This is a genomic window from Flavobacterium cupriresistens, from assembly GCF_020911925.1.
GTDB classification, from domain to species: Bacteria; Bacteroidota; Bacteroidia; order Flavobacteriales; family Flavobacteriaceae; genus Flavobacterium; species Flavobacterium cupriresistens.
In genome coordinates this window covers 5,158,673-5,185,647 of sequence record NZ_CP087134.1, presented here as the reverse complement: position 1 = coordinate 5,185,647, position 26,975 = coordinate 5,158,673, and the positions used below count along the sequence as shown (strand labels likewise).

Sequence of the window (26,975 nt, the reverse complement as noted above, 5' to 3'; positions counted from 1 at the left end):
TTAAGGATTTTGCAAAGTTTAAAAGTATCAAACGTGGACGAGATAATTATAGTTGAAAATGGAGAAAATGTTATTGATGTCGTTTGGGATGGTTTTATTACCTGTCTTAAAATTAAGAAACCGATTGCTTTTGATAAATATGAGTACTGCACAGAAAAGGATTCGGCTAAACAATTTTGGTTAAATTATGATCACGAAAAAATTGACGATATATATAATTTTGATGAAATTTTAATCTATGGAAATAATGAAGAAATAAAAAAAGAGATTTATTCTTTTCTAAATATTTTTTTGTCCGGTCGATATGAAGTAAAGTTGGAAAACTGGATTTTGTCAAAATTTGAGTTGCATAAGGATTATCACAGGATTCAAAACACGACTAATTTTTGTTATAATTATGAAAATTACAGGAAGGTTGAAGAACCTCATAATGTAATGTTTACTATACCTTATTCTGATATCTCATTTGAAAGAGTTAAGTTCTATAAAGAATTAATAGAAAAAGGAATTAGACCAAAAATCATAACTATAATATGCTTAGATGTAGTTTTTATTTTAGATGGTCATCATAAGTATTTGGCATATATGTTAGCGAATGTTCCGGCGGCTGTTATCTCAATCAAGAAAAAGGAAGATGATAGTGAGGAAGCAATGTTAGATTTATTTTTAAATTGTCAATTTATGATGTCGGATGAGGAAAAAAAATATTTTATTTCGGAACAACCATTTTTATGTGATGATGTAAGTGATAAAGCATTACGATATAATATAGAATTTGATAAATATTTACTTGAATTTTATGGCGGAATTTCTTCTTGTGTTTTTAGATTGATACTAAAAAGTATTTTATCAGATAAAGAAGAAGAAAAAGATTGGGGATTAAAAAAGTTAGCCATTGTAGGAAATAGGGACTTTGAGAATGAAGTAATTTTTTTGGATAAAATTCTTGAAGACGGAATGATTTCGATTTCATCCGAAAGAATGAATTCTAAGGAGCAATTTGAGAGTCATATTAAAGCGCTTTTAAGCAATACAACATATAGGTATTTTGATTAATATTAACCCGTTAGTTAGAATTTAGCTAAATGCTTTTTTTAACAGATAGGAACATAGATTTGGAATTTGCAATTGGAGAAGTTTCAAGAAAATCACAATTTTTTCATATAGGCTCACGCGATTTTTTATAAGAAACGGTACAGTTCAATCAGATAAATGCCAGTAAATTAGGAAGCGGGAAGAAAAGGAATGAGAAGTTGGATTTGTTTTCAGAAATTGGATGATTTAATGTATTTGAGAGCTTGCAAAAATGGCATTTATCTTTAACCTTATTAGATATGAATTGTAAATTGACATTTAAAGAAAGAGCAAAAATTGGTATGGAAATACTAGCAAAGCAAAAACCTGTTACGTTAGAGCAAGCCAGAGCACAAGCAAAAAGGCTTAGCGAAAGTAGCACATCAAAAGAAAAAAAGAAAAGAATTTAAAATGACCATACAAGACCTAAAATCCCAAAACCTAATCCTTTTTGAAGTTATTTCAGGAAGTAAATCTTTTGGGTTAAATACACCTGCTTCTGATACCGATATAAAAGGTGTTTATTATGTGCCGAAAGAGAAATTCTTTGGTTTAGAGTATATTCCGCAAATAGCAAACGAAACCAACGATGAGGTCTATTACGAAATCGGTCGTTTTGTGGAATTGCTCTTAAAGAATAATCCTAATATCCTGGAGATTCTTGCCACGCCTGAAGATTGTATATTGTACAAACACCCGTTGATGGATTGTTTAAAGATAGAAGACTTTTTGTCTAAACTCTGCAAAGATTCTTTTGCTGGTTATGCCGTATCGCAGATTAAAAAAGCGAGAGGTTTAAACAAGAAAATCGTCAATCCAATGCCGAAGGAAAAGAAAAGTCTTTTAGATTTTTGTTATATTCTAAAAGGCTACGAAACAATTTCTTTGACAGCCTATCTGACAGAAAATAACCTAAATCAGGAACAATGCGGATTGGTGAATCTGCCGAACTCCAAAGGAATGTTTGCTTTGTTTTACGATGCCGACAGCACATTGGCTTACAAAGGAATTATACAAAAAGAAACCTCAAACGATGTGTCGCTTTCGTCTGTTCCTAAAGGTCAAAAAAGTATTGCTTATTTATCCTGCAACCAAGACGGTTATTCGAAATACTGTAAAGAATATACCGATTATTGGAGCTGGATTGAGAAACGAAACGAAGACCGCTACAACACCAATCAGCAACACGGAAAAAATTACGACAGCAAAAACATGATGCACACCATCCGACTTTTGCAAACCGCTGAGCAAATTGGTTCTACCGGAAAACTGAATATAAAAGTTAACAATCGGGAGGAATTATTAGACATAAAAGCCGGAAACAGAGCATACGATGACTTACTGCAAATGGCTGATGATTTGATTGTTTCTATTGAAAGTTATTATAGAACTTCGGCTATTCAAGAAGCTCCGGATGAAGAGAAGGTGATAAGAACTTTGATTAGGATTCGGGAGGAATTGTATCGATAAAAAAAGAGCGTTTTAGTTTTAAAAACGCTTTTTTAGGATTTAAAATCAGGGTTTTTTACCTGATTTTTTGATTTTAGGTATATTTTAAAAACGTATTATTTTTTGATTTGTATTAAAAAGTTTGATTATTCTCTAGTTGTAGAATGTATAGAATATTATTTAAGTAAAAGGTTTTGTAAGTTATAAGGTCTAGTAAAGCGTGTTTTTATTTGTTAAAGTAGTTAAAATTTTTACCTTTATCTAAGTAACAAATTTATTTATGAGTTTTAGTGTAAAAATGTTAAAAGCAGGGAATGGAGACTCCTTTATATTTCGTTTTCTAGGAAATGATGATAAGTTTAAAAACATTTTAATTGATGGAGGCAATAAAAAAAGTGAATATAATAAACACTTAAAGCATGAAATATTAGATATTCAAAATAAAGGAGAAAACATTGATTTACTTATTATAACCCATACGGACCAAGATCATATAAAAGGAATTTATTATTTACTCTCCGATATTAAAATTGATAAATCTATAATTAGTGAAATTTGGTTTAATTCATTTTATCCAATAAAAGAAGTCTTTGATTCTAAAAATAATGATGTTAGTTTTTTGGAATCATGTAAGGTTCAAAATTTAATTGATGAATTAAAAATTCCTAGGAGTTCTAGTATTTATATACCTAATTTTAATTTTTATAACTTTTATGGGTTAGAACTAACTTTATTATCTCCATTTAAAGAAGATATTGAAAAACTAAAAATAAAAAATGATAAAACTTATCCATTTGATATTTCATCAAACTCAAATGACTATAAATTTTCAATTAAAGAGTTGATTGATAAAAATCCTAAAATTTTTATTGATAAAGAGGAAGATCTTGATTCAAAAATTGAAAATAGAGTTAGTATAGCGTTTTTAATGGAGTTAAATTCAAAATCAGTTTTATTTTTAGGAGATGCAAATCCTGAAATTTTAACAGATTCAATAAAAAGACTTTTAAAAGATAGAAAAGCAGATAAACTTAAAGTTGATTATATTAAATTATCACATCATTGTAGTCATAGAAGCTTAAGTTTTGAATTTCTAGATCTTTTAGACTGTAACAATTTTATTATTAGCACCAACGGGGGTAAAGCTAATTTACCAAACAAATTAACTATGGCAAAAATTTTATCAAGTAGAAAAAAAACTTTAAATATTGATTCTTTTATTTTTAATTACGAAGAAGTAATTGATAGCATGAATTTTTTTGATGGTGACTTCAGTAATTTTAGTTTTGAATGTTTAAAGCCAAATTACGAGCATGGCTATTTGATTAATTTATAATTGATTATGTATTCTTTAAATCAGCATCAAGAAGAGCTTTTAAAAAGTGTAACTGTTAAAATAGCAGCAACTTTCAAGAAAGAAACAAAAAAGACACTGGGTACAGGAATTTTGTACAAAACATCAAAAAAATCAAAAATTAATTATGTTTTTACTGCATTGCATTGTGTTTTTGGGAAAAGATTAAAGGAAGATTTTCCAGATAAAAACAGTGTCCATGAAATAGAAATAAATCAGCAAGATGAGAATGGGGATTTTAAATTACTAGGAAAAATTTCCACGGATAAAATTATACCAATTTATGAGTATGATATTGCTATTTTGCTTATTGATTTTAATATTGATGACTGTAAAGAATTTATTTTAGGAAATATTAACAATAATAGATATTTTGACTCATATGGCTATCCAAATTTTGCGAATGGGAATGCACAAAATTTTAGTTTTAAGAGAAAAGTAAACCCTGTTAAATCGAAGGATCTAAATATTGAATGCCTGTCAAATGTGTATGCTGAAAATTCTCACGAAAAAATATCAGGATTTTCGGGGTCAGGTTTGTTTTATAGAAATCGATCAGTTTTAGTTGGCTTAATTACAGAAATAACAGATGAATCAGGTTTTGCAAATTCATTTACAGCAAAAAAAATGGAAGCAAAACTATTGAATTATTACATAGAAAAATATGATTCGGCTTTAGAAAAAATTAGATCTACTGATGAAATACAAAAAATAGGTATAAATCAAGATGGCTCATTAATCAATTATGAATCTATTGTAGTAAATGGTATTGAATTAAATATTTGGAGAGCTTTTAAAAGATTAAGAAATGATTTAAGAGATGATTGGTTTCAGGATCCTTTGAATTTTAAATTTATTCTTTCTAAAAAGTTTTTTTTAGAAAGAATAAATGAAAGCCTTAACTCTTTAGAAAAAGTATATGTACCGACTGCTATTGCAAAACATTTTACAATTCCGAAATCAGGTTATTCAACAAGACCATCAATTGAAGTCAGTTTCATTGATAGAATAATTTATCAAGCATATGTTGATATATTAGCTGAAAACCTTGATATCAGTCTAGATAATAAAGTTTACTCATTTAGGTATAATTCTGGAAAAGGAAGTGCTACATATATGTACCATTATTCGATTGAGCAATGGAAAAAATACATATATCAAACAAAGTTTGTTTTGAATAATGATAAACCATTTCTTGTAGTTGCTGATATAACTAATTTTTTTGAGAATATAAATATTAAAACACTAATAGATTATATTAAAGAATTAATTCATGATTATGATAATTATACTTTAGAGAAAAAAAATAATCTATATAAGATTGTTGAGAATTTAAAACAATTAGTTGTAAAGTGGAATGATAAATTAGTTAATTCTGAATTTGGTATACCACAGAATAGAGATGCGTCCTCTTTTTTAGCAAATCTATTTTTAAACAAATTAGATAATACAATGATAGATTCAAATAGACATTCTTATTATTATAGATATATGGATGATATTAGAATTGTTTGCCAAACAAAATCCGAAGCAATTAAAGCAATTTATGATTTGTCAGTTGCAATGAGAGATTTGGGATTAAATTTAAATTCTTCCAAAACCAAAATACTAGATTATAGGGAAGATGTATTTACTATTGATGAATATTTGCCTGAATCTCTGATAGAAATAGAACAAATTAATAGTCTTCTTTCAACTAAACGAAGGAGAGATGTTCAAAAAGCCGTATATATTACTTTTAGATTATTTAAGAGTACCATTAATAATAAAAGTGATGAAGATTATCTTAAAAGAAGAAAATTAGGGTTTTGTATTGAGAAACTGCAGCAGTTTGCAAGAACCCCTGGATTGAAGGATATTATTAATTTCAAAGAAGTAGTTGATTATGTATTAAATGAATTAGAAAACCAGCCATGGTTGACAACTAATTTTATTAAGTTGTTGAGAGCTATTGATAAAACTTATTATAAAAGAGAAAATTTTGAAGTTTTAGAAGATATTATTTTAGATAAATATAAAAATATTTACCAAGGACAGACTTATTATTTATGGATGTTTTTAAGTTACAATAATTTTGTTTCACAAAGACTAATTACATACGCAGCAAATATAATTAAAAATACAAATCAGGAAAATCAAGCAGATACTGCCGGAGCTTTTTTATATTTAGCATCAGTTGACTGGAGAAGGTATAAAACAATAATGCTCAAATCTATAAATAATGGAAATTTAGCAGAAAATTATTTTCTTCAACGAAATGCTCTTATTGCATTGAGAATGGTTAATCCAAGTGAGATAAGAGATGAAAATATATTAGGAGATTTGAAAGATTTTCATCAAAAACTTTATAAAGAACAGAAAGAGGTTTTTGTTTCTGATTTACCAAGTCTTAAGTATTCAAATATTATTAGAGATACTCCTAATTTAATTTCGTTATAATGGAAATAATTATTTTAAAACATATAAGCTATTTAAAAGGCAAAAAAAAAATCATTTATTATAGTAAAATAGTTGGAGGAGAAGTAAAAACTCATAAAAACTTAGATTTCTTTAAAGAAGAAGAGATTTATAATATCATCTCTTTCGATTTTTTAAATATAATTGATGCAATTGAAATAAATGAGAGGTCGCTTTTTACTGATATAGAACAATTAAAAAAACAAATTATTGGTCATTCAAAAAATGAGTTTTCAAAAAATGATCAACCTTGGGACTTCTGGTATTTACTGAAGCAACTTCACAAAAATGCTGATAATGAAGAAATGATTAAAAAATTGGAAAAGGCAAAAAAAATATACTTTGGTTTTAATGATGGAAGTAGTGATTCTGAAATAAAAGATATTTTTGGTTTTTTATTGAGTTCTATTGAGGATATATTAAAACTGATTTATGAAGAACTTAAAGAAAGAAATGAAATATTTAGGCATGAAACAGTAGAAAAAAAAATTAGTTCTATTTTGTTAGAAAGAACAAAAAAGGGGATAAAGATTGACACACTTTTAATTACATCCTTAATAAGAAAAGTTAATATAGAATTTTACGAGGTTAAAAACAGGCTTCAACTGGAATATGGTATTTTTTCAAGAACAGATTTTGAAAATATTAAAAAAGAGGTTGGTAAGATTTTGCCTGCATTAGTTAATACAATTGGGACTAACGAATATATTAGAAATCTTAAGTTTTATAAGGATGATTTTGATTTGATAAAACTTTTATATGAAGAAAGAAAATTGTCTATTAACAAAACAATTTTGACGAGAATAGGATCTCTAGATGACAAAAAAATATTTCCGCAATTTCAATCTTTTGGGACTGTTACTAGTAGAATATTGGTGGAATACCCTTCTTTGCAACAATTAAAAAGAGACTACAGGAATATAATATTGCCTGAAGATGGAATGGAATTATTGTATATTGATTATTGCCAGTTCGAAGCAGGGATATTAGCTTCTGAGGCTAATGATTTAAAATTGATTGAAATGTATAATATGGAAGATATTTATTCGCAAATGAATGAAGTTTTGAAAAATGTGCCTAATATCTCCCGCGATAAATGTAAGAAGCTGTTTTTTAGTTATTGTTATGGTATGTCGAAAGAAAACATTAAAAAAGTAACTAATATAGATTTAGATATTTTTTTCAACAAATTTCCTGAATTAGAAAAGTTTAATATAAAATTAAAGAAAAAATTTAGAATTGACGGTTTTGTAGAAACAACTCAAGGAAATAAAAGATACAAAAGTTTTGACAATAAAAATAATGAAGAAGAGAGTTGGTTAATTAGTCAAAGAATTCAGGGGAATGCATCATTAATATTAAAAAAAGCAATAATTGAAGTATATAATTTGGATAAAGAAATTGAGTTTTTAATTCCTATGCATGATGCTGTGTTATATCAAATACCTATTGGCAAAAGAATAGAAAAAAGTAAATTTTTAGAAACTCATTTTAAAAAGGCATTTAAAGAAATTTGTCCAAAAATAGAACCTGCGGTTGAATTTAAACCATTTTATGATCCAAAATAAATTTCGTAAGCAAAAACTTTCTTTTTGATTAAAAAGTATATCTTTGTAAAGTCAAAATACATACAAGGAGAAATCCAATAAACTTTATTTAAGTTTAACATAAACGAGCCCTCATTCACGTTGCGGGAGCTAGTGATAGCCCTAATTTCACTCTTTGTAGTGTTTTGACACAACCGACGATGGGGGCTTCGTGCGTTTAAAAATTTTCAAATATGTCAAAAGAAAATCAAAAAACATCAAAAAATGACGTGGTGCCATCCGTGGTCAAATTCCTTTCGAACGAATGGTTTGAAGGAGAATTTAAAGAGCAGCCATTGTATTTGCAGGAAATTTTCGAGTTACTGCTCGAAACGGAGTACGGAGGCGATCTCGATTTAAGGCTAAAAATGCTCAGTTGTTTACGTACGAGCAGAAATTTGGCCCAAACTTTGGCAGCATTTACAGATGAAGAAATTCAAAAAGTCTGTAGTAGTGCAGCAAGTTAAAATGTAGTGTTCTAGTTTTTAGAATATCAATAAAGCTCCGTCATTGCGGAGCTTTTTGTTTTTTTGTTCTTTCGACCTAAGGAGAAATCGTATAAGTATTTCTACAACGATTGTCGATTTGCTTTGCGGAATTTCTAGTGTGATTTCTCCTTACGTCGAAATGACACGGGCTACTAAGATGTCGTATTCTAATCTATAAAATAACCACAAGGCACGCTAAGTTTAATTATAGCAGTATGGCTCCTTTTTAATTTATACCTAATTTTTTTTCGCGCAGATTTGCTTCGACAGTTCGCTATCGCTCAGGTAGCAGATAACACGGATTTTTTAAGAGGTAAATAAGATCGGCCAAATCTGCTAAATCTGCATGCAAAAGAAAATCTTTGCGAACCTTGCGGTTAAAATAAATAGTAGAGAGATTGGTCTATAAAAGTGTAGCACACATCAAGCTAAAAGACTTCAAGTCTGCGTTTACATTGTCATCTAACGGTGAAGTGATGCCGACCACCAGTACTAAAATAAAACTCTTTTTTTGATTTTATTTCCTTTAATTTAAAAAGGACTCCATAATTTTCTCCCACTCTAATACCCGAAGGAACTCTAACCAAAAAGCGGGAGTAACCGATTTCGTCTAATATTCGACCAGAATCGGCAATAATAGGGGAATGAACGGCAGGATATCGATAAGGTATAAAATGTACAGCAACAAGTTTTAATGATCGCGGTGGTATCTGCTCCTTATAAGGATTGTCATCTGTAGACAATCTAATTGTAGTTCCTGTAGCACCTTCTGAAGGAGAAAGAGAAGTGAAATATATACTATCCATAAAACTTCTATTCAAGTTGTTTTTTAATTGTTTTATATCGTTGCTTTTGTTTTTTAAGGCTTTAACGTTTGAATACAATGACTATTTGCAAATGGTTTTGGGTACATAAATACACAATAATTATATATTCGGGTAAAAACTTAAACTGGAATCGAAGCCAATCCAGTTTTACTTCGCAAGTCCTTGGAGCTTGGACAATATTAAAAACAAACTTGATATAAAGGAATGCTAGATTTATATATGAACTCTTTCTGTTTATATTTGGAGAAATCACTTTAGTCTGAAAAAATATAAAGAGCAAAAAAATTAGTGTTGAAAAGAGATTATTAGAAGTACCTAAATTATCTCGTTTAGCTCGAAATAAAATAGTACAAGAATCTTCAGAAAGTTTTCCAATTAAAGAATGCTTTGCTCTTTGATTATAACAGGATTACCTTTAAAGTTGTATGCATTTTGTTCTTAAAAAGACATTGTCAAAAATAATTCCCTTCCATTTTGTTTAAATTTTATCTCAAGAAGTAAATTGAAATAGAATTCGGATTTTTACTACTAAAACAGGTGTTTATACGCAGTCTTTTGATTTTAAATAACTTTAAATTTGACTTGTAATAGCAAACCATTGTTGGTACATGATAATTTGAGTTTAGAAATGAAAAGACGGTGTAAGTGTATATTGGTATTTCTTTTTGTATGTACCGGTCCCTTTTTGTCCGCTCAGAACGACAGATTAATTATTGGCCGAACAACAGGGAAGTTACCGATTGGAAAAAACGTAACCATACGAACTTTCGGTTTTACGGACTCGCTTTCCGGTCAGGTTACTTTCCCGGGATCGGAGATTGAGGCTAGGGAAGGAGATAGCGTAAGTATTGATTTTTGGAACATCTCGCAAGGAAATCCGGTCTCTTTATATTGTAAAGAAATGGAGTTTCAGCAGCGGAATGCAGAGAACGAAGTAATGAAGGTCAAAGAGCCAATTCATCATATGGTGCATGGGTTTTATTCTTTTCAGGCTAAAAAAGCAGGAACTTATCTGTATTATAGTCCCGAGAATTATCCCTTCAATCTTCAGGCCGGTATGTTTGGAGTGCTTATTATACGCCCAAAAGAGACAGATTCTTTAGACCACAAACCATCACAGGAAATACTATGGTGCAGTAACGAAATAGATACCAAATGGCATACAGATGCTATTATGGGTACAGCATATGATGTTTCTAACAAGCCCATACTTCTTCCGCTCTACAAGCCCAATTATTTCTTGATTAATGGAAAAACAACGATAGAAAACAAAGGATTACAATCGTTTGTGAATAAAAAAGAGAAGGTGCTTCTTCGTTTGGTTAATTCGGGATTATACCTTCATGAAATACAGTTTCCATCTGATGCGGAACTGAAGTTCATTTCCGGAAGTGATCGCAATCTGATTGCAGGCCCTAACGGATATAGAATACAGCTTCATTCGGGAGAATGTCTGGAAGTGTTTGTTTTTTTAGATCAGGTAAACGAGAAGGAAAAGATTAGGTATCATTTTATAGAACCGATTTCAAAAAAGGTAGCATACAAGGCTGAAATTCCGGTTTTTTATTAAAATTTAAATCAGTACTCATGAAAAAAAGAATCTTATATTTTATGTTGTTTTTTGCTTCTTTGAACTCATTTGCGCAAAGCAAAGCTACTTTTTCGGTAGTGGGTAATGCAACAAATAAGGAAAGTCTGCAGAAAAATAAGCGACTTGATATTTCTAAAATCAAAGTCGAAAATATCTCTAACAAACCCATCTATCTGGTTTGGGAAACGGTATCAAACACTTTTCCAAAAGAATGGGATTGCTCGATGTGTCAGCATGGGGCTTGCCAGATCGGGATTCCGAAAGGTTCGGCTTTTAATAAACTAAATGCTGATCAGCAGGGATTTATAGCCATACACGTGATTCCGGCAAACAAGTCGGGTAATGGCATTGTAAAATTTAAAATTTATGATAAAGCCAATCCCAGCTATGCGAAGATTTTGACTTTTGAAGTCGATGTGCTTTAACAGCAATACACAACTGATTATAAACCTAAAAACAAACAAAATGAAAAAAATTACTCTTTTATTCTTTATTATTTTGATTTCGGGGCTCTCCTATGGTCAAAGTAAAAGTAATGTGAAATACATTAGATGGAACGCCAATACGCCACAAGGACAGGAAAATCTGAAAGCAATGAATATCGCTTTTGAGAAAATGCGTGCAATGGGCTGTGAGATGGGGGTTTCCTGGTACTATCAGGGAGCAATACATAATATCCCGAATGCAATTAACGGTCCTAATGCGCTTTGTGCGGCGTATCAGACCGATAAAGATAAATTATGGGCTTGGGGTGATTGCACACATAATGGGTCAGATGCAGCTTCTTTAAATTTTCTTTTATGGCACAGAATGTACATTTGGTTTTTAGAAAAAATGGTTCGTGAATTATCCGGAAAAGACGATTTTGCTATACCGTATTGGAATTATGGAAGTAAAGATACAGTCGATAATATCTTGGCAGAACCCATAAGAGACAAATCAGGTTCGCTCTTTACAGCAGCCCGATATACGGTTCTGAACAACGGAAAACCGATTCCTCAAAAGCAACTTACGCAGATACAATTAGCGCTTGAACAATTGAGAACCAATCCTTCCTTTACCGGAACGGCTGGATTTAGTCAAAATCTTGAAGGTTCGCCTCATGGTTTTATGCATAATCTTATAGGTGGAGGATATGCAGATCCAAGCGAAAGTTATTATAATGAAATATACCAAAAGGTTACATCGGGTTTAATGGCAAATGTTGATTCGGCAGGATTTGACCCTGTTTTCTGGTTGCATCACAGTATGGTCGATCGTATTTGGGAGTCCTGGGATGTTTCGGCTTACGGAGAACGTCCTACTTTAGAACAGCTAAAAGCGGACCCGTGGCCTTATCAGTTTATAGCACCTAATGGAGATCACCTTACTTATACAATGGAAGAAGTGTACAAGATCGTTTTCGATTTAGATTACAAATACGACAATTTACTTTATGGTTCTAAAACTCCGGTTGTAGCAGCCAATGGAACGAAAACTAAAAAATTAGTGTCATTTCAAGATTCAAAAGAAGCTGTTATCTGGGAACAAAAAGTAGGTAAGCCACTTGGGGGAACTGATTATAGTCATAAAGTAACCAGTAAACTTGTACAAAATACCAATAAAGTTTTTACCAGTAAAGCAAATGCCAAAATTGTACTAAATTTGGATGTAGTAGCGTACAAAGAACCAAAAGATTACTACACCGTTTATCTTCGTTATCCGAAGAAAAAAGATGTATACGTTGGAACAATGACGTTCTTTGGACTTGAACATGATCATGGAGTTGATGAAAGTCATGCAATAAGTGAAGATGGGATAAAAAAGAGCTTCTCCTATTATATTTCGGATAATTTATTGAAAACGAATTCGAATTATGAAATCATTATTAAAAAAACCGGAGGTGGTGATGCTAAAGTAACGCTTGAAAAAATTGGCGTTTCGCAGATAAATTAAGATCGAAACTAAAAAATACCACATAAAGAATGAAAACCTGCGGATGCCAATTCGCAGGTTTTTTTTGATGCATAACACACTTTTGATCTAGTTTGTTAAATTTTTTTTAGAAGTAAATCGATTCTTAATATCACCCGATTTGAAGCTGCAAGAGAGGTTTATTTGATAACTGTGATTGTATGGCTGAATGACTAATTTTAGCAAAAAACACAACTGCGCAAAATAATTACGCAGTTGTGTTTAATCTTTGTTCTGTTCAAAATATAAAGGGTATTTGCTCTTGGTGAAGCTGAGTTTTTAAGCAATGATTTCAATGCAGATTTCTGAAATTAGATTAGAAAAGAAAAGCTATTTTTGAAAAGAAGTGCGAACGCGATTTTGTAAATCAACAGGAACTGAATAATGTTAAGTAAAAGTTATGGATACTAATAAGTTACCTTTTTTAGAAACGATTTATCATCTCAGAACAATTGAGCAGGTGATACTGTACAACAAGATGAGCACTATTTCTAAAGAAGAAGAGGAGGAGGTCATTTTGTTTTTAGAAACGGAATATGAAAATGAAATTCTTGACTATCCTTGGAAGGCTCCGGAGTTTAATCGGGAGGCAGCCGGTTGGGGAGCAAAAACGGTATATCTCGCTGCACAATTGATTTTGTATCGCGAGCATAAAATAAGTGAATTGGATCTCTTTCTGCCTAAATATAAAGGTGTATTAAGCGCTTCGGCATTGTTGTCGGCTGATTTGTGTTTGAGATTTTTGCCTCAGCTCATTATGGAAATGAAACGAATAGATGCAGATGATCTTGCAATTCCTATTTTAGAACAGCTTCTGGTAGATTTTCATTATTCGGCAATAGGATTTGATGTTGATTATGAAACAATCAATTTAGATATTGTTTTCTCTGATGATAGCCTTAAACAGTTATATTTAAATCGGGTTGTTGAAAGAAAAGCACAAAAAACAGCAGTAATCAAAGAAATAAATCAGGAACTGATGGCCGGATTTGGAGCTCATAAACAAGTGTTTTGGAAGGAATTGTAAAATAAAAAAAGACTGCTATAAATAAAAAATTACCCACATAAAAGAAATGAAATCTACAGAAAAATTAAATAACGTTTTACAGCACATCAAAGATGTTTTTGTTGGAAAAAACGAGATTATCGACTTATTAGGAATTGGATTACTGGCCAGAGAAAATGCTTTTTTATTAGGACCTCCGGGTACCGCAAAAAGTGCATTGGTAAGAGCATTATCGAATGGAATTGAAGGAGGTAAAAACTTTGAATATCTCTTGACTCGTTTTACAGAACCAAACGAAATCTTTGGACCTTTTGATATTCGTAAACTTAAAGAAGGAGAATTGGTTACGAATACAGAAGGTATGATGCCTGAGGCTTCTATGATTTTTCTGGATGAAATTTTTAATGCCAATTCGGCTATTTTGAATAGTTTATTGTTGGCTTTAAACGAGAAAATATTTCGTAGAGGAAGGGAGACAAAGAAACTTCCGGCGTTAATGTTTATTGGTGCCAGTAATGTGCTGCCGGAAGATGAGGCCTTAAATGCTTTATTAGACCGTTTTCTTATTCGTGTAAAATGTGATTATGTAGATCCGGATTTACTTCATGAGGTACTTTTGGCAGGTTGGAAAATAGAAAGCAGTGGCAATAAAGAAATACCAACGATTACGGCAGACGAAATTAGAGAGTTACAGTCGCTTTGTAGAACTATAGATCTGACCGGAATCCGCAAACAATATGTGGATATTGTTCATAATTTGAGAAATACAGGAATAAAAGTATCAGACAGACGTGCAGTAAAGTTGCAGAATTTAATCGCAGCAAGTGCTTTAATGTGTGGTAGGGAGGAAGCGGTTTTATCTGATTTATGGGTATTGAAATACATTTGGGATAACGAAGAACAAATAGAAATTCTGGAGGGTATAATTAATCAGACTATCGAAAAAGACGATTCAGATGGCCAGCACCCACAGGCTTTGTACAATAAAGTACCAAATCCTGAGGAAGTGATGAAAGAGATGCAACATTTGACTGAAAGATGGCAGGATGAGTCACTTTCTTTTGAAGAGCAAAATGTGATTAAAGATAAATTGCGCTATTTGCAAAGTCGTTGTGATTGGATTAATAACAAGGAGCAGAAGCAATACATTCAAAAAGAAATAGAGGCTTTGTGGCAAAAAATTCTTCAAACCGTATAAAATGTATTTTTTAGAAATAAATAAAAGAGATTTAGAATTTTTAGGAGCAATTAGAAATTGGGAGACCATAAAACTAGCTTTTCATGAGCAGTCGGTGTGGCTAAAAGATTTTGCACCGGAACAATTAAATGCGATAGAAATTCAGCAGATTCCGTTTCATGTTATTTATGAATTAAAAGAAAATTTGCTGTTTAAAAAAGGAAGTTTATTACCGTCAAAAAAACTTCCTTCGGGATTATTATGGACACCGATTATGCGGGCACTTCCGGTTTCGATGCCAGGATTCAATCACAATTATTTTGGTATTGACCAGAACATTGAGATACGTTTAAAACCGTCAGAAATTGTACAGGAACCCTATGCTTTGCTTACAGATTTTAGTGAAATTCAATCGTATATAGAAACAGCTCCGGACTTTAGATTAAAACCTTTAAAATGGGTTGTGGCAGACCAAAAGATACTGGTACTTGGAAATCCGTTGCTGCCTGTAAAAGGGAACACGTATTGGTTAAAAGAGGATTTTTTACTGCCAACAGGGTATGACTTTGAATGGTCAATTTTAGCTAAAACAATACAAAAGAATAGTAATCCTTTAGAAGAAGACCTACTGATTTGGAATAGAGATAACAGTTGTTTTCGTATTCCTAAAAACAAAATGAAACCACTTTCAATTAGTTCGTTTCGTCTAACTTTTTCATAAAATAAAAATGGAATTAGAAAAATACTTTCAATCTTATGAAGATTATTTTTGGGAATGGGACAATGAGCTTTTTTCTGAAGAAGAGGTTTTTGAGGCAATTGTAATTCCAAATGGAAAGACTATTGCTTACGAGAAATTTACTTTTGAAATTTTGCGATTTCTTTCAGAAGAGAGCCTTCCGCCGTTGGGGTCATTATTGTTGGCTATTGTCGCTACAAACCCGGATAATGAAAAAACGATTGAGTGGATCAGTCAACTGGCGAACAACAAAATAAATAAAAGTTTTCATCATAAACCCGATTCTAATTTTTTTAGAGTAGGAGCAGCGATTGATTTTTTAAAGATACTATCCGCTTTACCGGACGAATACAAAAATGGTGAAAAACGTTTACAGCTGTTTCAGACTATATTTAAAGATTGTCATAACAGAGTTTCAGCTGAAAAAGCAAAGAGTGTACTCGATGAATATCAAAATCACAGACATCATTTAATACGGGCAGGAAATAAAGTATCTTTCAACGAATCTAATTTTATCAAAGATTTCAGAACGATGGCTTTATTGAAGGCAAAATTTCCAACAATTCAGTCTTTACTGAAAGCAATGGAAAATTTACCTGAAGAAGAGTTGAGAGAACAGGTAAGCGAGGAAGTTTTGGAAGCACAAATTGCATCAGAAACACCCCTGGATTTTATAGTAGCACTTATTCGGGAAGAAAAAACATTTCAGGTAGGGAGTTTAGTAAAACGTATTTGGTCGGGACTTAATATTCCGTTACATCACAATATGTCAAGTGTACAGCCATTGGGTGGAATTTCTGATTTGTCCAATAAGGGTGATTTTGACAAATTGATAATTTCTGAATTTGCCAATGACGATGCTGTTTTTATGTCCAGAATTGCCAATAGTGAGGCTTTGTACATAGAGAGAGAAGTACCGCCCGAAGCAGATAAGTTTTGTAGAATTTTATTGATCGATACTACTTTAATCAATTGGGGGAATCCTAAAATTCTGGGGTTTGCATCGGCTTTGGCCATTGCGACACATCCAAAAACCGATATTGAGTGCAAGATTTTTGTTGTTGGAGATAGGTATCAGGAGGTTTACTTTGAAAACGTAAATCAGGTTATTGAGGGACTAAACGAATTGAGTGGTAAATTGAGTTGTGAAGCAGGATTGGATTTGTTTTTTTTAGAAAATGCGATTGATCATAAAAAGCAAGAAGTCTTTTTTATTTCGTCTGATGAAAGTCTGAAATTGCAAGTAATGCAAAAAGCGATGAGCACCTATTTTGACAGTATTCAATATGTTTTGGTTAACCAAGTAGAAGGAAGAATCAACATTTATAAAAATCAGAATAAAGGAAAAAAACAGCTTCAGGAAATCATAATACCGTTAGATGAACTATGGAAAAAGAACGAAGTCGTAAAAGAACAGTTTGTTTTTAATACAAGCAATGACGATGGTATTCCTTTGTTGTATCCGGCTGAAAGAAATTATCAGAACATTCTTTACGAATGTGGTCATTACTATATGTATGTGGGAGGTAATTTGTTCTTGTTTCATGAAATGGGATTTAAAAAAGGATTTATAAAAATAGCTTCAAATTTGCCTTTTACTCTTGGTAAATTTGCGATAAGAAGTAACTCAAAAGGAGAGCTTTTACTGTTGAACTATTCGTATAGCCCTTTACGTGTCATCACGATTATTAATTTGGCAACAAACCAATGCAAGAGTAGTAAAGGCCTTCCTGAAGCACTAATGGACAAAAATCTTAGTTTTTTTGAGTATGAACAAACTTTTTATGTAACCAATAACCTTGATTTCTGGAGTGTAGAAAGTAATTGTAACATACAACCAAATTCTGATCCGCAGGTCGCAACAGCTTTTGATGATTATTTTACGAAACAGTCTCTTTTTGTTCAGAATTATAAAAAGGACAGGTCAAAATACAATGTTGCCAAACGATTGGGACATGTTGCTATTGTAAATGGAAAAATTCAAATAAATGATTTTCTTATCGAGAATCTTGAATTTGTAAAGACAAGAAGGCATGCTTTAGATTTAAGTAAAGCATGGCAACGTAAAGCAAATCTAATCTTAAAGTATAAAGGATCAAATCCGGTTACCATTATTAAACTCATAGTTAAAAAAACAGGTAAATCGTTGAAAGATGTTAACGCTTTTGTAGACAGTAACCTATTCGTTATTTTAGAAAATGTAGAAATCAGCATTGCGGAAGAATTTAAAAAAGAATTAGAACAAGAAGGGGCTGTCTGTTATATAGAAACAAAATTTTTTGAATCTGGTGATGGAAGCAGAATTACCAACAAAGAAGGAATTTTAATTTTTGAAAGCAGTGATAAATCGCTTCCGGTATTTTATATTCCTTTTATAATTGAGAGAAAGACAATTCTGGCCACAACAATAGAATATACCGGGAATACTTATTTTTTATCCGAGGAACATTCGCAAGAATATATTGATTATAATTTGTTTGAAGAAAAGTACCTAAAACCGTTCGTTTCGAAAGTAGTACAATATGGAGTTTAAATTAAAAATGCAGGCTACTAATTCGTTCCCGAGAGAAGGAATTATTATTAAAAGCAAATCGATATCGTTTTGGCTTCAGGAAATTCAGCAAATGGGTCTTTCGTTAGAAACCATAAAAGTTTTCCCTGTTCCGGGCACGGTTGCAAATGAGCTGTACGGTTGTATTGTTTTTTTTAACGCTGCTGTTGGTACAATTAAAGACATTGGAAAAAACAATTTTTGCCAGCTTATAGAAGATAAGCTGTTTATTCCGGAGCACACAACTGTTTTACCAAAATTGGTAAAAGAAGAATGGAAAACCTTGTTTTCTGAAAAGTATCATCTGTTACATCCCGAGATAGGATTCGTTGCTTTAGAAGACGAGTTGGTCTGGTCTGATTTTTTAAAAAGACCAAATGAGGTTGCTGTTGAGGTTTTAGAGCCAAGAAAAAGCGTTGCGATACCCCGCATGATTTCGTCATTGCGAATTGAAGTTGATAAAGAGGAACTTTTAAAAGAGATTGAAAATCCACTTTCAGAGGAAGAAAGGATTGAAAAATTACCATTTAATCTAAAAAAGTTGATGAATGGAAATAATCGGGAAATGGATAAATTCTTAGCCTATTTAGAGAAGAATCCGGAAATGGCAATGAAATTGGGAATTCCGTTGGATACAATTGGATCAGAAAGAGGAGGGAATTTGGCTAATTATTTTTTTAGTCCAGGTCACGAAAGCAGACTTAACTTTGAATGGCTGGGTCGGTTTTTTAATGAATCTTCCGGTGGTGATAGTAATGGTACAGGTTTTTTTAGATATGGCTTCGTTTTAGTGTTTGTGATTTTGTTTAGAAGTTGTAAAGGTGCAGAACTAAGGGATAATTTTCCGTCGATATTGGTTTTTATTGGTGTCGTGATATTCGTGATTCTTATGATCTCATTTTGGTCCGGGTTTCAAAGAAAATCTTCAAATTCTGGTGGAGGTTCAGCTCTAGTGGACTCTGCGAGGTTTAGCACATTACAAAGTAAGTATGAGAAGTTAGCCGAAGATTTTGTTAGAAGAAAGGAATACGAGAAAGCAGCTCACATTTATTTGAAACTTCTAAAGAGAAATGACAAAGCAGCAATCGTTTTAGAAGAAGGCAAATTGTATCGGGAGGCCGGAGCAGTTTATCTAAAGTATCTTCAAAACAAAAAAAAGGCTGCAGAATGTTATGAAAAGGGTTGTGTCTATAAGGAAGCTTTAGCGCTTTACAAAGAGCTGAACGAACATGAAAAAGTAGGGGATTTGTATGCCATTTTAAAGAACAAAGAAGAGGCAGATAAAAATTATTATAATGTTGTTGGTTTCTATAAAACTAATTATCAGTATTTAAAAGCAGCTTTAGTTTGTAAAAATAAGATTGGAAACAGCACAGAAGCACAAGATTTATTGTTGGAAGGCTGGAGAAGCGAAAAAGACGCCTCAAATTGTCTGAATAATTATTTTGCTACGATTAAAGTAGAGAAATTATCTGATGCCATAACAGCTGTTTACAAAAAGGAAGTGACAGACAAGAATAAAGAGAAGTTTCTGGAAACTTTAAAGCATGAATTCGCTAAAGATAAAATACTGGAGGACATTACCAGAAGTATCGCTTATGAAATTGTGGCGGATCGAATTGATGAAAACCCTGAAATAGCTTCTCAACTGATTCATTTTAATAAAACGAATAATTCAATGGTGAAGGATGTAATGAAGTTTAAATGGAAAAAGAGAAACCGTACAAAGGATTAAAAAATTGAAAAAGAAAAACCAATTTTTGAAGCAGATTTGGTTTTGAAAAAGTAAAACAAAATGAAAACAACAGATAAAATTATAATTATTGATTTAGAAGCCACATGTTGGCAAGGACCTGTTCCTGTAGGACAGGAGAATGAAATTATTGAAATTGGATTAGCAATTTTGGATACTACAACCGGAGAAATTACAAAGAATGAAGGGATTTTGGTTAAACCACAACGTTCAACGGTAAGCCCATTTTGTACAGAGTTAACGACTATTACTGCGGATCTGTTAGATAAGAACGGGGTAATTTTTCAGGAAGCTATCGGAAGATTGATTGATGAATATCAACCGGATTTGTATACCTGGGCAAGTTACGGTCAGTACGATCTGAATATGTTAAAAAAACAATGCAAATCGTTCGGTATTCCGTATCCAATGGGAGAGGAACACATTAATGTAAAAGTAAATTTCGCAGCAAAATTTGGGTTACAAAAACCAACCGGAATGAACGGCGCTTTACATTTGCTGGATATTCCCTTAGAAGGAACGCATCATCGTGGTATAGATGACGCAAAGAATATTGCTAAAATTTTGCATTGGTGCTTGCGTAACTAGTAGAGGCTTTTGGGGCATTTAATATGTTTTGTTCACCTGCAAGGTCTTTTTTTGACTTTGTAGGTTTAAAATAGTAATGATGATTGGTACGAAAAAAAAAGTTCTTACAGTGCAAAACGTAAATCACCTGGTTTTAAAAAAGATTTTGTGGCTGTAAAAAGTAAATTATGAGACCTACAAGGTCAAAAAAAACCTTGCAGGAAAACTACCATGTAAAACCCGTAACTTAATAATCTGACTGAGGTTTTTAGGTAAGGTTCAGAGCTCTTTTTTATTTCTCGACCTTTACCTCTTTGCCCTTGAAAATTATTTCTCGCAAAGACGCAGTGTCGCCAAGTTTTTATTCTGATTTTTTAACTTTGCGACGCTGCGATTTCGCGAGATTTATGTTTCTCCACAACTTTTGAACCCGATCCGTTTAAAAGCAGTCTTTTCGAAATAACGGAATAAAAAAAAGGACCGTCCTTGCGAGACAGTCCTTTAGAATATATAGAATTTGATTCTTAGTTGTTACCGTAGATTTTAACGTAAAGATCTTTGTAGATTTCTTTTATGATTTTACGTTTCAATTTAAGGGTAGGAGTAAGTTGTCCGCCATCGATTGACCAGACATCCGGAGTTAGTTCAAAACGTTTGATTTTTTCCCAGTGACCGAATTTCTCGTTAATGCCTTCTACTTCTTCATCAATTCTTTTGATTACTTGAGCGTTTGAAGCAATTTCACTATTTGAAGCTCCTAAAGTAATTTTATGGATTTTAGCCCATTCTTTTACGAATTCAAAATTTGGCTGAATAAAAGCTGCTGGCATTTTTTCGCCCTCACCAATTACCATGATTTGCTCAATAAAACGAGATTGTTTCATCGCATTTTCAATTAATTGAGGAGCAATGTATTTTCCGCCTGAAGTTTTGAACATTTCTTTTTTACGATCGGTAATTTTTAGGAACCCTTCGCTGTCAATTTCTCCAATATCTCCGGTGTGGAAATAACCGTCCTGTAAAGCTTCAGCCGTTTTCTCAGGATCTTTAAAGTAACCTAACATTACGTTTGGTCCTTTGCAAAGAATCTCACCGTCTTGGGCAATTTTTACTTCAACGTTGTTTATTACTTTTCCAACAGTTCCAATTTTGAAACCTCTGTTTCTTTGGTCGTTAACAGCAATTACAGGAGATGTTTCAGATAAACCATATCCTTCCATAACCGGAATTTCTGCAGCAGCAAAAACTCTAGCTAATCGGGGTTGTAAAGCGGCACTTCCTGAAACCATTAAATCCAGATTACCTCCTAAACCTTCTTTCCATTTGCTGAAAATAAGTTTACGGGCAATTTTTAATTGAAATTCATACCAGCCACCGTTTGCTCCGTATGGCTCATATCTTAGACCTAAATCAATAGCCCAGAAGAATAGTTTTTTCTTGATTCCTGTTAATTCAGCTCCTTTTGCATAGATTTTATCGTAAACCTTTTCCAATAGTCTCGGAACAGCTGTCATAACTGTTGGACGAACTTCTTTCAGGTTATCACTGATTTTATCAATAGATTCTCCAAAATAAACCGAAACACCATAATATTGATAGATGTACAAAATCATTCTTTCAAAAATATGACAAATTGGAAGGAAACTTAAAGCAGTACTTTTTCCCGGATCAAAAGGAATCCTCGGTGAGCTGTCTAAAACATTGGAAACAATGTTTTTGTGTGAAAGCATAACCCCTTTAGGTCTTCCGGTAGTTCCTGATGTATAAATAATAGTAGCCAAATCATCGGCTTGAATGCTGTCTTTTCTGGCCTCAACTTCAGACTGATTGCTTTCATCTGCACCCAAAGTCAGTAATTCTGACCAGTGTTTGCAGCCTGCAATTTCATTAAAAGAATACACTTCTTTTAAGGTCGGTACATTGGCCTGGATTGCTTTTACTTTTTGGTATACTTCGTCGTCTGAAACGAAACAGTAAATGCTTCCGCTGTGGTTTAAAATATATTCGTAATCCTCTTCAGATATAGTTGGATAAATCGGAACGTTCTGTGCTCCGGTTTGTAAAATACCAATATCCATGATATTCCATTCGGTGCGGTTATTAGAAGTGATTAAAGCAATTTTATCATCTTTCTGAATGCCCATGCGTAATAATGCTCTTGAAACAGCATTTGCTTTAGCAATATATTCCTGGCTTGATGTTTTTTCCCAGGTTCCATTTTTTTTGGTTGCAAGCGCAACCTGTAGATTATAAGTCTCTTGTTGATAATAAGGAAAATCAAAAAGGCGTGTGATTGAAACCATGTTTAAAATATTGAATTTTATTGCAAATTAAATAAAAAATGGGTATAATTTTTAATTTTGTAGAATTTTATGGCAAAAATTATAAGTACTATTAAAAATCAACGAAAACGTTTTCTTTTCACTAGTAAATTTCAGAAAAAATCAAGAAATGTTTAATTTTTACCTGCTGCTTATTGCACATGAAAATCTTCATAAGTTTTTACTCTCTCTCCCATTAAGAACATTTTCTTTTTGACAAAATGAATGGAAAGTTGCGTGTAATTCCATTCATCGCTATCGTTTGTTCTGTACCAAAAGGTATAAGAGGCACTGTTGAAACCTTCTTTAAAAACAGCAACACCTTCTTCTGTACATTCAACGCCCCAATTTATCTTTTTTTTGCTTAAATCATCATCCTGAATGATACCTGTCCCATCTGGATTTAGAACTGTACTAGGTTCTTTTTTTCCAATAGGCAAATAAGTTCCTTGCATCGGATAGGAAATAGTAGTGGTGATGTAACGTTCGCGACCTTTGTAAACAATTTTATCAATGTTGATTTCCTGAGAATAAGATTGCGTGGCAATAAAAAATAAGACAAAAAGAAATGCTTTTAAAATTTTCATTCTATGTAGATTTTAGTGTTTTTGGGGCCTCAAAAAACCCTTTTGCAGGTTTTTTAAGCGAATATAGTTCAAATTTCAATAAAAAATGACTCCAAATTACAAGAATGATATTTTTTTTTAACATTTCATTTCCAAAGATTGCTATCTAAGAAAATTAGCTTTTTTATCCGTTTTAATCCGCGTCTTCGCGATAGCGAATCTGTTTTGTCTGTGTGCAAAGAATGCGTATAGATAGGACGCGGATTACGTGGATTTGCTGTCGCAAAAACACTGATGAAACTGATTTTTTTCTTTTCTTTTTTTTGAAATTTTTTTTAGACTGCGGTGATCTTGGAGAAGGGTTACTCTGTTGAAAATTGATTTTCCAGTAGTTTTTCTTTAAAATCAGATTTGAATGTGTAAGCAAAAGTAAGCATTAGAGCGCGTGTGTCTGATTTTGAGGTTCGGTTGTTACTAAAAAGAGCCGTGTTGTTTTTATAGCCGCTTTCGAGTGTGTTAAACATATCGGTTACGACCAGTCCTAAACGGGCATTTCCTTTTCCTAATTTTTGTTGGAAACCCATGTCTACGTTATAAATCGGAATCCTTTTTCCTTGTGGAGTAGCCAATGCAGAATTGTAATTTCCAATTATCTGAAGTTTTCCTCCTTGCCACGGAGCAAAATTATTAATGATTTTTCCATACCAGTTAAAAGCCTTATTGACCACATCCTGAGCCAGATTAGAGGCGTCAATATTTTGTTGAAAAGCAGTTATACTAAGGTTTGCATTGTAAAATTTAAAGGGTTTTAGACTAAAGATGGTTTCCAAACCATACGTAGTAGTTGTGCCGATATTCTGCGGTTTCAGTAAAACAACGCCATTGTCCTGAAGTTCCGCGTATTGTTTGATGGTGTTGTTGGCATTTCTGTAAAAAGCATTTGTTGAGATGGAATAGTTCTCCCATTCTTTATTGTAGCCTAATTCTACAATATGTATAATTTCAGGTTTTAGATAAGGATTTCCTCCATGCGGATTCAATGCATCTGTAATGTCGATAAAAGGATTCAGATTGTCTAAATCCGGACGGTTGATACGTTTGCTGTAGCCCAATTTCAGAAACTCATCTGACTTTAGGTTCAGTTGTAAGGATGCTGACGGAAAGAGCTTTAAATAATTGTTCGAGAAATTGTCGCTGTTGTTTTGTGTTTTTCCATTGTTAGTGACCTGTTCGGCACGGATGCCCAGATTGTATTTCCATTTTGGATTTTCGGCAGTGCCAATAAAGGAATTCAAAAGACCATAGGCCGCATTGATTTGTTCGTTAAAATCAAAAATGTTGCTAGCTAAAGGATTAACTACATAATCGCTATTGATTTGGTCCGCACTCTGAAAATCGGAATTAAAAAAACGAAAAGTTCCTTTGTATCCGGTTTCCATTGTCGTTTTTTCTGAAATTGGAACGGCATAGTTTAAAAAGGCATTCGAGATATTTTCCTTTTCATAGTTATGTGTTTTTTGAAGGTCGGGATTTCCAATTATGACTTCATTCTCATCATAATTATTTGTATCAATATCGGTATTCTCTCTATGAAAATTGAACGAGGAAGTAATACCTGCATTTAGACTTTTTCTATTATCAGAAAATTTTCGATCATAATTAAAAGCCAGTTCTGCTGCTTTTGAACGTTCCAGTTCCAAAGAATGTCTGATGTTGTTTGAAAAAAAGCGGTTCGTATTGGTGTGAACTGCGGTATGCAAAGTTTCGTCGTTGTCCTGATTTTCTAAATTTCCGAGTGCTTCAAAAGAGAATGTATTTCTTTCGCTTGGCGAAAAATCAATATTAAATTTTAGATTTTGTAATCCTTCTGTTCGTTGATCGCTTCTGTTTTGATCGATATAATGTTCGTCAGCAATAAAATAATTGGTTCTTTCGCCTTTTATTTTCTTTGTTCGTCCGGCAAAGCGATTGTCATAACCCAAACCAAAATTCCATTTTTCTGTTTTCTGATTTAATTGCACGGAGCTGTTCATTCTGTCTTTCGCTCCAAATCCTCCACCTAAAACTACAGCACCGTTAAGACCGGCCTGATTGTTTTTCTTGAGTTTTATATTGATTATTCCGCTTTCGGCATTGGCATCGTATTTGGCAGTCGGATTGCTGATTACTTCTATGCTTTCGATACTGCTTGCTGCGATCTGATCCATATTGGTGATGGCAGAGTTTTTTCCGTTAATTAGTATCATTGGTGTTTTTCCGCGTAGCGAAATGCCTCCGTCAGCATCTACGGCGACGGTTGGAATGCTTTTTAGCATGTCTGTAGCGGTTCCGCCGGTTTGTGAAATATTTGATGTGGCATTAAAAACAAATCCTTCATCGGTTTTTTGAATTTGTTTTTTGTTAGAATTTACAATAACGGCATTTAATACGTTCGTGTCGTTTTGTAAAACCGTTGTGCCGAGATTTATGCCGGTGTTTGTAAATGTTATTTTTTTAGAGGCAGTTTTAAAACCAATTAATTCGAATTGTAACTGATAATCGCCTGAAACAACTTTTTCTAAAGAAAAATTTCCTAATGCATCTGTTACGGCATAAGAAGCAACTTTGGTAGAGTCATTACTTTTTTTCAAGATTACAGAAACAAATTCAATTGGAGTTTTACCGTCAGAAACAGTTCCTTTTATGGAAGGTGAATTTTGAGCAAAGGTGTATTGACTTATGATAAGTAAAGTGATGAGCAGTGTTATTTTAGGCATGTATTTTTTCATAAGGCAAAGATATTTGTCAGATGAATTAAGCGGGAAGAAACTGGCTTAAGATAGTATTAAATTAATCTTAGTCCGTGCTAAAGATTAGATTATAAGCCTGAACTTGATTAATAGTGTGGGTTTAAGATATTGTTTATCAGTGTTTAATGTGTTATTCCTGTCTCCTGCAAGGTCTTTTTTTGATCTTGTAGATATCATTATTTATGTTTTAGACTTTAGCAGAGTTAAAAAAAGGCTTGGCAGGAAAATCGCAATACATCAATCAGTTACTTAATAATCGAATTCAGGTTAGGAATAAAAAAGGGTGTTTTTCCCCTAAAAAAAACAGGAAAAAGCAGAAGGAGCAAAAAGTTGGATTGCGGTAATTTTATCAAATAATTAAATGCGTAAGCCGAAAAGCAAACGAGTAGGCTTTAATTTAAAAATAAGATCATGGAAACTGCTTTTTTTTTAATGATGGGCTGGTGTGGTACTAAATATCCTGGTTGGAGACCATGGAAAGTACCGCCACATCCAGATCCGGAACCTTGGTGGATTTACACCGTTCTTGGTTTGGGAATAATAGCCGGAGTTGTAGGTGGAACAGTATTTAGTAATCTAACGATTGATAATCAGTATTTTGCTGGTCAAAATGCAGTCGCTTCCGGATTAGCAGCTTTTGCCGCTTCGGGTATAGTTACCGGTCTTGCTTCGTTAGCAAGAAAATAAAAAAATGCCTCAGCTATTTGGGGATAGTACTGAGGCGTTT

Annotated in this window: 21 protein-coding genes; 17 read left to right on the top strand and 4 right to left on the bottom strand. The window is 32.7% G+C overall.

Annotation, left to right across the window (positions count from 1 at the left end; genetic code table 11):
* Positions 1-33 precede the first annotated feature (33 nt).
* The 7 genes from LNP23_RS20575 (at position 34) to LNP23_RS20545 (ending at position 8,387) form a co-directional block, all read left to right on the top strand.
* Positions 34-1,056: a hypothetical protein gene (locus LNP23_RS20575; RefSeq protein ID WP_230002687.1), complete on the top strand. Its 1,023-nt coding sequence runs from the start codon at positions 34-36 to the stop codon at positions 1,054-1,056.
* A 278-nt stretch (positions 1,057-1,334) separates the two neighbouring features.
* Positions 1,335-1,484, top strand: coding sequence for a hypothetical protein (locus LNP23_RS20570; RefSeq protein WP_230002686.1), 150 nt, complete (start codon positions 1,335-1,337; stop codon positions 1,482-1,484).
* A 1-nt stretch (position 1,485) separates the two neighbouring features.
* A complete protein-coding gene (locus LNP23_RS20565; RefSeq protein ID WP_230002685.1) occupies positions 1,486-2,544 on the top strand; it encodes a DNA polymerase beta superfamily protein in 1,059 nt (352 codons plus the stop codon).
* Positions 2,545-2,803: 259 nt separating this feature from the next.
* Positions 2,804-3,859 carry a ComEC/Rec2 family competence protein gene (locus tag LNP23_RS20560; protein WP_230002684.1) on the top strand — a complete coding sequence of 352 codons (1,056 nt, stop codon included), beginning with the start codon at positions 2,804-2,806 and terminating at the stop codon, positions 3,857-3,859.
* A 6-nt stretch (positions 3,860-3,865) separates the two neighbouring features.
* Positions 3,866-6,316: a reverse transcriptase/maturase family protein gene (locus tag LNP23_RS20555; protein ID WP_230002683.1), complete on the top strand. Its 2,451-nt coding sequence runs from the start codon at positions 3,866-3,868 to the stop codon at positions 6,314-6,316.
* Complete coding sequence (locus LNP23_RS20550; RefSeq protein WP_230002682.1) at positions 6,316-7,902, top strand: DNA polymerase; 1,587 nt, start codon at positions 6,316-6,318, stop codon at positions 7,900-7,902. The genes LNP23_RS20555 and LNP23_RS20550 overlap by 1 nt, the downstream gene beginning before the upstream one ends.
* A gap of 212 nt (positions 7,903-8,114) precedes the next feature.
* Positions 8,115-8,387 (top strand): hypothetical protein, encoded by a 273-nt coding sequence (locus LNP23_RS20545; protein WP_230002681.1) that lies wholly within the window; start codon positions 8,115-8,117, stop codon positions 8,385-8,387.
* A 479-nt stretch (positions 8,388-8,866) separates the two neighbouring features.
* Here the strand turns inward: LNP23_RS20545 and LNP23_RS20540 are convergent, their stop codons facing one another.
* On the bottom strand, positions 8,867-9,214 hold the full coding sequence (locus LNP23_RS20540; RefSeq protein ID WP_230002680.1) for a hypothetical protein: 348 nt from the start codon (positions 9,212-9,214) through the stop codon (positions 8,867-8,869).
* A 706-nt stretch (positions 9,215-9,920) separates the two neighbouring features.
* On the opposite strand from LNP23_RS20540, the gene LNP23_RS20535 reads away from it, so the two are divergent.
* The 9 genes from LNP23_RS20535 to LNP23_RS20495 all read left to right on the top strand — a co-directional run bounded on the left by LNP23_RS20535 (position 9,921) and on the right by LNP23_RS20495 (position 20,593).
* On the top strand, positions 9,921-10,805 hold the full coding sequence (locus tag LNP23_RS20535; RefSeq protein WP_230002679.1) for a multicopper oxidase domain-containing protein: 885 nt from the start codon (positions 9,921-9,923) through the stop codon (positions 10,803-10,805).
* A gap of 17 nt (positions 10,806-10,822) precedes the next feature.
* Positions 10,823-11,251, top strand: coding sequence for a hypothetical protein (locus LNP23_RS20530; protein WP_230002678.1), 429 nt, complete (start codon positions 10,823-10,825; stop codon positions 11,249-11,251).
* A 40-nt stretch (positions 11,252-11,291) separates the two neighbouring features.
* Positions 11,292-12,761 (top strand): tyrosinase family protein, encoded by a 1,470-nt coding sequence (locus LNP23_RS20525; protein WP_230002677.1) that lies wholly within the window; start codon positions 11,292-11,294, stop codon positions 12,759-12,761.
* A gap of 418 nt (positions 12,762-13,179) precedes the next feature.
* Positions 13,180-13,806 (top strand): hypothetical protein, encoded by a 627-nt coding sequence (locus tag LNP23_RS20520; protein WP_230002676.1) that lies wholly within the window; start codon positions 13,180-13,182, stop codon positions 13,804-13,806.
* Between the two features lie 46 nt (positions 13,807-13,852).
* Positions 13,853-14,983 (top strand): AAA family ATPase, encoded by a 1,131-nt coding sequence (locus tag LNP23_RS20515; RefSeq protein ID WP_230002675.1) that lies wholly within the window; start codon positions 13,853-13,855, stop codon positions 14,981-14,983.
* Position 14,984: 1 nt separating this feature from the next.
* Positions 14,985-15,683 carry a hypothetical protein gene (locus tag LNP23_RS20510; protein WP_230002674.1) on the top strand — a complete coding sequence of 233 codons (699 nt, stop codon included), beginning with the start codon at positions 14,985-14,987 and terminating at the stop codon, positions 15,681-15,683.
* Positions 15,684-15,690: 7 nt separating this feature from the next.
* Positions 15,691-18,234 (top strand): ribosomal protein L7/L12, encoded by a 2,544-nt coding sequence (locus LNP23_RS20505; protein ID WP_230002673.1) that lies wholly within the window; start codon positions 15,691-15,693, stop codon positions 18,232-18,234.
* Positions 18,224-19,987 (top strand): hypothetical protein, encoded by a 1,764-nt coding sequence (locus tag LNP23_RS20500; protein WP_230002672.1) that lies wholly within the window; start codon positions 18,224-18,226, stop codon positions 19,985-19,987. The genes LNP23_RS20505 and LNP23_RS20500 overlap by 11 nt, the downstream gene beginning before the upstream one ends.
* Positions 19,988-20,047: 60 nt before the next feature.
* A complete protein-coding gene (locus LNP23_RS20495; protein ID WP_230002671.1) occupies positions 20,048-20,593 on the top strand; it encodes a 3'-5' exonuclease in 546 nt (181 codons plus the stop codon).
* A 503-nt stretch (positions 20,594-21,096) separates the two neighbouring features.
* Here LNP23_RS20495 and LNP23_RS20490 read toward each other — a convergent pair.
* The 3 genes from LNP23_RS20490 to LNP23_RS20480 form a co-directional block, all read right to left on the bottom strand.
* Positions 21,097-22,875, bottom strand: a complete 1,779-nt coding sequence (locus tag LNP23_RS20490; protein ID WP_230002670.1) for an AMP-dependent synthetase/ligase — start codon at positions 22,873-22,875, stop codon at positions 21,097-21,099.
* A 170-nt stretch (positions 22,876-23,045) separates the two neighbouring features.
* The gene (locus tag LNP23_RS20485; RefSeq protein WP_047773645.1) at positions 23,046-23,480 is read right to left on the bottom strand and encodes a hypothetical protein; all 435 of its coding nucleotides are present in this window, start codon (positions 23,478-23,480) and stop codon (positions 23,046-23,048) included.
* A gap of 341 nt (positions 23,481-23,821) precedes the next feature.
* Positions 23,822-26,227, bottom strand: coding sequence for a TonB-dependent receptor (locus tag LNP23_RS20480; RefSeq protein ID WP_230002669.1), 2,406 nt, complete (start codon positions 26,225-26,227; stop codon positions 23,822-23,824).
* Between the two features lie 432 nt (positions 26,228-26,659).
* Between LNP23_RS20480 and LNP23_RS20475 the strand changes: the two genes are divergently transcribed.
* A complete protein-coding gene (locus LNP23_RS20475; RefSeq protein ID WP_131701510.1) occupies positions 26,660-26,935 on the top strand; it encodes a hypothetical protein in 276 nt (91 codons plus the stop codon).
* Positions 26,936-26,975: the final 40 nt, after the last annotated feature.